Source organism: Xenorhabdus kozodoii, from assembly GCF_002632875.1.
In the GTDB taxonomy this organism is placed as follows: domain Bacteria; phylum Pseudomonadota; class Gammaproteobacteria; order Enterobacterales; family Enterobacteriaceae; genus Xenorhabdus; species Xenorhabdus kozodoii.
In genome coordinates this window covers 1-6680 of sequence record NZ_NJCX01000051.1, presented here as the reverse complement: position 1 = coordinate 6680, position 6680 = coordinate 1, and the positions used below count along the sequence as shown (strand labels likewise).

The 6680-nt window shown below is 51.6% G+C and carries 9 protein-coding genes; all 9 read right to left on the bottom strand.

Going from position 1 to position 6680, the window contains the following annotated elements; all coding sequences use genetic code 11:
• A partial coding sequence (locus Xkoz_RS18730) for a phage minor tail protein L (protein WP_099143453.1) occupies positions 1–426 on the bottom strand: 426 nt, incomplete at its 3' end.
• An 11-nt stretch (positions 427–437) separates the two neighbouring features.
• Entirely contained in the window at positions 438–770 is a 333-nt protein-coding gene (locus Xkoz_RS18725) for a phage tail protein (RefSeq protein ID WP_099143452.1), read from the bottom strand.
• On the bottom strand, positions 767–4096 hold the full coding sequence (locus tag Xkoz_RS18720) for a phage tail tape measure protein (protein WP_099143451.1): 3330 nt from the start codon (positions 4094–4096) through the stop codon (positions 767–769). The genes Xkoz_RS18725 and Xkoz_RS18720 overlap by 4 nt, the downstream gene beginning before the upstream one ends.
• A 227-nt stretch (positions 4097–4323) precedes the next feature.
• A complete protein-coding gene (locus Xkoz_RS18710) occupies positions 4324–4674 on the bottom strand; it encodes a phage tail protein (RefSeq protein WP_099143449.1) in 351 nt (116 codons plus the stop codon).
• On the bottom strand, positions 4671–5135 hold the full coding sequence (locus Xkoz_RS18705; protein WP_099143448.1) for a phage tail protein: 465 nt from the start codon (positions 5133–5135) through the stop codon (positions 4671–4673). The genes Xkoz_RS18710 and Xkoz_RS18705 overlap by 4 nt, the downstream gene beginning before the upstream one ends.
• 11 nt (positions 5136–5146) lie before the next feature.
• On the bottom strand, positions 5147–5551 hold the full coding sequence (locus Xkoz_RS18700) for an HK97-gp10 family putative phage morphogenesis protein (protein ID WP_099143447.1): 405 nt from the start codon (positions 5549–5551) through the stop codon (positions 5147–5149).
• Positions 5544–5936, bottom strand: coding sequence for a hypothetical protein (locus Xkoz_RS18695; RefSeq protein ID WP_099143446.1), 393 nt, complete (start codon positions 5934–5936; stop codon positions 5544–5546). Before Xkoz_RS18695 ends, Xkoz_RS18700 begins: the two co-directional genes overlap by 8 nt.
• Positions 5923–6249 carry a phage head closure protein gene (locus tag Xkoz_RS18690; RefSeq protein ID WP_099143445.1) on the bottom strand — a complete coding sequence of 109 codons (327 nt, stop codon included), beginning with the start codon at positions 6247–6249 and terminating at the stop codon, positions 5923–5925. The genes Xkoz_RS18695 and Xkoz_RS18690 overlap by 14 nt, the downstream gene beginning before the upstream one ends.
• A 9-nt stretch (positions 6250–6258) precedes the next feature.
• Positions 6259–6555, bottom strand: coding sequence for a head-tail connector protein (locus Xkoz_RS18685; RefSeq protein WP_099143444.1), 297 nt, complete (start codon positions 6553–6555; stop codon positions 6259–6261).
• Positions 6556–6680 lie beyond the last annotated feature (125 nt).

The following is a 6680-nucleotide window of genomic DNA, read 5'->3' as shown; positions in this document are numbered from 1 at the left end:
GAAAACATCGATTTTTTCCTGTGTCGGATCGGCTTCTGGGTTCCCGTCGGGGAAATTACGGGCATCCAGATAATGCGCAAAGGTCATACGGATGGTAACTCGTGCCTGAGCCATATTTTGATGCGCCAGACACAAGGCACTGATAGTACCATCCAGATTGGCAACGCTGAGCGTGGGGGATATCGCCCTGCCATCACTGTTAACCTCCAATCCCTCAATGCTGACAGGCCACGGTTTGTATTCCACGTCTTGCCACCAGATTGATTTAACCGGTAACTGATCTGAGTTTTCCAGTTCATCTTCTGTGTAGGGGATAGGGTGATTGTGGAAATACAAATCTGGCCCACCAAAGGCCGAACCATCAACAGCAAACAACAAAATTTTACTCCCCGGCTCAAGTTGCTGGAGTGCAGTATTCATGGTCATAACAATATTCTCTACGGATGGTAAGTGCGGGTGAACGTGACTGACAGCGTGAAATAAGCCCCATGCGCCTGTATGTTGAATTTCCCGGCCTGATACAGTCCTAATTCAGATAACGGGCTGCGCCATTTAAAGGAGCGCCAACCCTGATGTTCACGCAAAAAAGCGATTACAGACTCTATCTCAGATAAGGAACCAACAAATGATAGAGGCCAACTTTCCCGCTGTGCATTGATTCCGTCGCCGGTGGTTTGCTTGTATCCATCGCCGAACTGGACAGAACGCACGACCGGCTCAAATTCGCCAGCAGCACCCACTCGTGCGGGAAAATCGAATGTTTTTATCATCTTCTGCCTCCTTTGATGGCCACATTTAAATCACCCCCCTGACCTAAACTTTTATGCAGCAAAAATTTGAATCGCTGATCGATAAATTTAGCAATATCCTGACCTGCTGACTCAAATCCGCTGGTTGCTGTCACTTCGTGGTTTCCATCAGAGTTAATAACAATATTCACGTGATTGGTAGTTTGGTTGCTAGTGCTGCCGGAGGCTTCCACTCCCAGCCTGCCATCCGAACCGCGCTTTAATGGCAGAATAGCTTCCGGCCCCGCTTCCCCCATTAACCCGCCGCCCTTGGCAAATTTAAACAGGGTCGGGCTGCTTATTATCTGCCCGCTGTACTGACTTAAATTGGCTGACTGGTAGACACCCCCTTTGGCATTGGGAATAAAACTGCGCCAATTGGTCGACATGCCCATCGCCCCCACACCAGCCGAAGATATGTCGCTACCCGCCGAGGCTAGCGAACTTGTTCCCATACTCGCCATACCGCCCCCGCCGAAGAAGCCTGAGACGGCTTTAGTTATCAGCGCCTGCATCGCAATGCGCACCAGATCCTGAATAATGGATTGCGCTAATGATGCCGATAACTCCCGCATAGATTCCGAGAATGATTTACTGCCGGTCAACATCCCAGTCAGGGCATTACTCGTCCGTTGTTCAACAACATCCAACAGACCCATTTGCATTTTCTGAAAATCCCCCTGCGCCCCATACAGTTCTTTGGCGGCGGCAAGCTGGGCGTCTCTCGAACGAGTCCCGGCTGCGGTGGTTAATTGTTCGTAGCGCTCTTTACTGATACGGTTGTTACGGTAATACGCCTCATAAAGTGCGGTTTGTTCTGTGAGTTGATTTTTCAGCTGGATAACGGGATCGACTTCACCGGCCATATCCAGACGTGGGGCGGCAAGCTGTCTGGCTTGTTCCGCTAACTTATCCTTAACGGAAGTTTGATACAGCGCCCGACTGGCTGATACGTATTCCTGTTCTGTCAACAGGCGTTCAGCGTACAGGGCTTTCAACTCCTTGCTGGCATCCATTTCCTGACGAATCAGGGCTTTTGCAGGTGCATAACGTTCTGCCAGCTCAAGTCGCTGTTTTTGGTGGTTTTCAGCATTGAGGGATCTCAATCGCTGAATCTCACTCTGAGAAACTAAACCGGATTTACTGATCTCATTCAGTTTTTTCTCGGTTTCTCGCTCACTCAGCAGAATGCGTCCTAGACTCGTGGTGTGCGCCCGCTCAATGTCAAAACGCAACTGATGATACCGATTCAGGATTTGGGCAGATTTCCTATTCGGATTATCACTGTCGCCGGTTCCGCTCCCTGTCCACGGATTGTTGTCACCTTCTTTAGTTCCGGATGTCTCCTCCTTAGCGTCAAATTTCCCCGTTGCCAAGGTTGAACGTATATTTTTATCCCTTTCGATCCTCGCTTTCAATCCCTTGACCAAATCTTCCTGTCGACTAAGCAGCTCTCGTTTTTCTTTTTCTAGCTGGTTGGGATCAGGGCCTAAAAAGTATCCTTTTTTAGCCAGTGTAATTCGACGATCGGTGTATCTTTCCAGTCGGTGATTAACTCTTTCTAGCTCATCTTTCAGGTTATTAATATCGCTGTCATTTTTATCCAGTTCTACTTCCAGCTTGATTTTCGAAAGTCTTTGCAACTCAGCAATGGTCTCAACAGTTTCATTCTTTAACTGTCGTAACCCCTCCCTGGCCTGTACACTATGGTTATACAATCCATACAGCGCAGAGCCTGCCAAAAATGCCGCCCCGGTCCACCCGCCCATTAACGAAAGAGCACCCCGCGCCAGACCTGTTGTTCTGGATAGTGCTTGATAAGAAAAAGAAAGTCGACGGTTGGCGACTTCTAGTAACCGGGTTGCTCTTTCTTTTTGCCGAATAGCTTCTGTTTCCTGTCGGTACAGCGCTTTTGACTCTTTGGCATAATTAACGAAAAGACCATGTTGACCATTAAGTTGCCGCATTCTTTCGATATGCTCGCCCTGACGCTGAGTAAGCTGAATGGTCGCATTAGCCTGCTCGATAGTGCGCCGGGCGGTTTCGGCTTTTTGCTTTGTAGTGTCACGCATGGCTTTTTCAGTCGCCCGCCATGCACTGACATTCTCCCGCAATCCGGCGGTCATTTTTATAGCCATCACCGGGATGAGGGTATGCAAAGCAACCCGGGCTAGCGTATTGAAGTTCTCAGAGAGTGCATTGACGGTGCTGGTCACCCCCTGAACACCGGTACGAAGAGGGCCGTCAGCGCTGCCGCCGACTTTCAGTGCCAGCCCCTGAAAAGCGCTGCCTAAAACATCCAGATCGGCACTCAGGTTATTCGCCCTTTCTCCGGCCTGATCATACGCCACCTGCGTACCGGTCAGGGACTGCGTCAATTCGTCCAGCTCGCGCCGTCCGGTGACTAACTGCGAGGCGGCGCTGACATTGGCGCGCCCGAACAGTTTCGCCGCTTGTGCCGTAGACAATTGCTTGTTTTTCAGGTGCTCCAGTGCAGCTCCCAAACCCACGACAGACGGTTTCAGTTGTTTATCGGTGGATTTCTCCAATGCCAGCACCACGTTACGGATAGCAACACCCGCTTCCGCGCCTTTAATACCCCCTTTCGCCAAGACCTGAATCGCGGCATTCAGCTCTTCAAACGACATACCCGCCTGTGAGGCCATCGTGCCGCCGTTCTTGATAGCCATCGCGGTCTCGTTAATCTCGGACGCGCCGTATTTCGCTCCGGCTGCCAGTACGTTGATATAGCGATCGGCCTGTGCCGCTGAGACGCCGAACTGGTTTAGAGACAGTGCTAACGCCTTGGTCGCCTCGGGTAACTCAATCCCGGAGGCCTGTGCCAGTATCACCGCTTTCTCGGTTGCTTGCGTCAGTGCCTGAGTATTCTTCAGCAATTCCGGTTTCGCGGAGGCCATCAGTTTCAGGGCTTGAGCAATGCCGGTCGCCCCGAATTCCGTTGTGCGCCCCAGTCGCTGGGCGTCTTCGTCCAGCTTTTTGAGCTGTGCGCCGGTCGCACCGGTAATGGCGGACAGGTCAGACAGCGCCTGTCCGTATTTGCGCGTGTGCGAAATAATGGTGCCCAGTGAGAACCCCGTCCCCGCAAGTAACGCCAGTTGCCCGGACACGGATTTAATCTGGTTCGCCAGCGAACTGTAGGTTTTTTTTACTTTTTTGCCGTCATTTGCGGCTTTATCGGCGAAGCGCTCTGATTCCCGTCCGGCGTAACGGTAGGCGTCCATGATCTGGGACTTGAACGAGGTGGCATTGACCAGCAAGCCGACGGTCAGTGTTGATAGATTTCCCATAATTTAACTTAATAGTTTCATCACCGCGTCACACTGCGCCCGCACCGGATCGCGGGAAGCCGAAGCGGGAATGGTAGCGGAGGCATCCGGTTGCTTTCGATTTTTCAACCGGTAATACGCCTGCCACTCATTGAGTGTGGATACAGGCAAGGACAGGATGCGATAGGGGTCTATTTCGCCGAGCTGCTCTGCGAGGGTAAAGGCAAAATGCAGCGTCGGCGAGTTGATTAGTTTTTTTCGGCCTCCTCCAGTGTGCCGATAGCATGGCGTTTCACTATCTGGATCGCTTCAATCATTGTGGCATTATCATGCACCGCCATCAGCTCCTCGGCACTGGGTAACTCACTGGCCGCAATAGCCTGCCCCTTATCGTCAACCAGACAATCGAGCAACATCTGGATATTAAGCCGTGAGGCTTCCCGCCCATCCCCGGCTTCACTCAGTTTCTCCGCCTGTTCTTCCAATGTCAGTAACTCAGCCGACGTCATCCGGCGCAAATTGACTTGCGTACCAAAGAGTTCGACCGCTTTGATGTGTGGGCGCGGGGTCAGTAAGGCAGCTTTCAGTGCTTTTTTCATTGTGTCACTCCGGTTTGTTGGGTGTTAGCAATACCCCAGACGAGGTTGTTTTGTTTGCCCTTGACGGTGATCTGGATCACTTCACTGGCCGGGGCGTTGATGTCGTTCATTTCCCAGCCAGAGAGCGCCAATACCATTGTCGCTGTGCGTGAGTTTGGCAGGGCAAGGTAAAACTGGACGGTCTGGCGCTGCTCAGCCGCATTCAGGAATGCCACAAAGTCGGGGTTGGTGGGATCATCAATAAACCCTAACGATTTTTCCGGTCCTTCCGGCATATCCGAAATAAACTGTTTGTTGGTATCAATCAGGGTGGTGCAGTCAACAAAACTGCCCGTTAATCCCGTAGCGCCTAATGCCTTGCAATTAATCAGTGGACGCATTTTTTCTACCGTGTCACCGGGCTGACCAAATTTCACGACCGTACCGGCAGGCAATACGGCGTATTCGGGGGATGTTGCCATCGTGTGTTCTCCTATTTACTGTAAACAGACAAGGCATCGCGGATTTCCTGTGCGAGCACCTTGATAACGGCGGTTTTGTTGTAGTCCAGTGCCGGGCGGATAAAGGGGTTGGGAACCTGTTTAATGGTACCCATTTCCTGTGCCAGCGCTTTCATGCGGTGGGCTTTGGCGGGGCCGACAGTGATCATCACGCCGCCCTTGTACTTCTTGGACTTGGCCGAACGGATTTGAATGTTGTCCCGCAGGTGCGCCCCTTTGCTCTTAGAGTCATACCCCGCGTGGGTTTCCATATCTTCTTTAACAATTTCCATCGCGGCTTTCCCGGCTTTGCGCATGATCCGGGTTTGAAGGTCGCTATCCAGCACTTGCAGTTGGCGCCCAAGTTCTGCCAGCCCGGTTGTTTTGGCGCTAATCATCAGGTGCCTCCGCATAGGTAATGATAAAATCGCGCATCACTCGGTAGATCACGCGACCTTCTGTTTGTTCTTCCCTGTTTTGCATGAAATTACCCCGCTGAACGGCCTGTACGGGATAATTGCCAATATGTCCATGTGTGATATTTTCCCACTCAGCTAGAATTTTCTTTCCCAGTTTCAATGCCTTGATATAGTCATTGGGGATCTGAATAGTGATCTGGAAACGCGCTTGAACCAGTGAGGTTTTAGCCAGACCGGTGGCTATTTTAGGGTCGCTAATCCGCTGGTATATCACCCCTTCCAGCTTATCGGATGGTAAATTCAGTGGGTAGGCATTCAACCCGGTAATTCGCTCTAAATCGGCTTTGAGTTCAGGCTCTATCATGTCGGTTATCGGCCTCCGCCGTGATAATTAAGCGATCCGCGTGGTTTCTGTCGACCGCGCGAACGGTAAAATTTCGCTTTTGATAAGTCACCAGCCAACCCACATCAACATCACTGCGAGGCCGGAGGGTGAAATGATAAGTTTCGATAACCTGTTGCTGATCGGCGGTACGGATTTTGCGGTTAGACATGGCCTCGGCTTTCGCCCAGACCGTGGCGACATAGTGTAAGGTGAGGGTTTCTGCCCCCAGTGCATCCCGCTCAATCATCGGGCGAAACAGTTTGATGCGCTTGTTGATTTCATTGATCAGCATATTGACTCCTTATACGGGTCTGATTCGGTAATCATCCAGCAAGTCCCTGAATCCGGGCGGCAAGCGTTTCGGGTCACGGGTTTCATACCAGAATCCCACCGCCAGCATTAAGGCCAGCTTAATCAGCGGCGTGAGCCGTATTCCCTCAGTATCAGAATCCGGTACGTTCTCTTCGTAGACATTACGGTTCAGGTAATTGATGGCTTTCTCTTTGGCGGCTTCCAGATAGGCCTGTAACAGCGTATCTTCGTCCCCGGAGTCAATCCGGCACTGCAAGCGCAATTCTTCAATCGTGGGTAATTGCATATTTCCCCCAATAATAAGGCGGCACACTGGCCGCCATCGTGATCACGCTTTGCCCGCGGCGGTTTTCAGCAGTTTCACCGCGTTGCTGTCCACCAGCAGGGAACCTACGCGCTTGGTGGTATAAA

Bases quoted from the DNA above. Each gene is read 5' to 3' on its own strand.
- Xkoz_RS18725 (WP_099143452.1), bottom strand. From the start codon at position 770: ATGATAAAAACATTCGATTTTCCCGCACGAGTGGGTGCTGCTGGCGAA.
- Xkoz_RS18720 (WP_099143451.1), bottom strand. From the start codon at position 4,096: ATGGGAAATCTATCAACACTGACCGTCGGCTTGCTGGTCAATGCCACC.
- Xkoz_RS18710 (WP_099143449.1), bottom strand. From the start codon at position 4,674: ATGAAAAAAGCACTGAAAGCTGCCTTACTGACCCCGCGCCCACACATC.
- Xkoz_RS18705 (WP_099143448.1), bottom strand. From the start codon at position 5,135: ATGGCAACATCCCCCGAATACGCCGTATTGCCTGCCGGTACGGTCGTG.
- Xkoz_RS18700 (WP_099143447.1), bottom strand. From the start codon at position 5,551: ATGATTAGCGCCAAAACAACCGGGCTGGCAGAACTTGGGCGCCAACTG.
- Xkoz_RS18695 (WP_099143446.1), bottom strand. From the start codon at position 5,936: ATGATAGAGCCTGAACTCAAAGCCGATTTAGAGCGAATTACCGGGTTG.
- Xkoz_RS18690 (WP_099143445.1), bottom strand. From the start codon at position 6,249: ATGCTGATCAATGAAATCAACAAGCGCATCAAACTGTTTCGCCCGATG.
- Xkoz_RS18685 (WP_099143444.1), bottom strand. From the start codon at position 6,555: ATGCAATTACCCACGATTGAAGAATTGCGCTTGCAGTGCCGGATTGAC.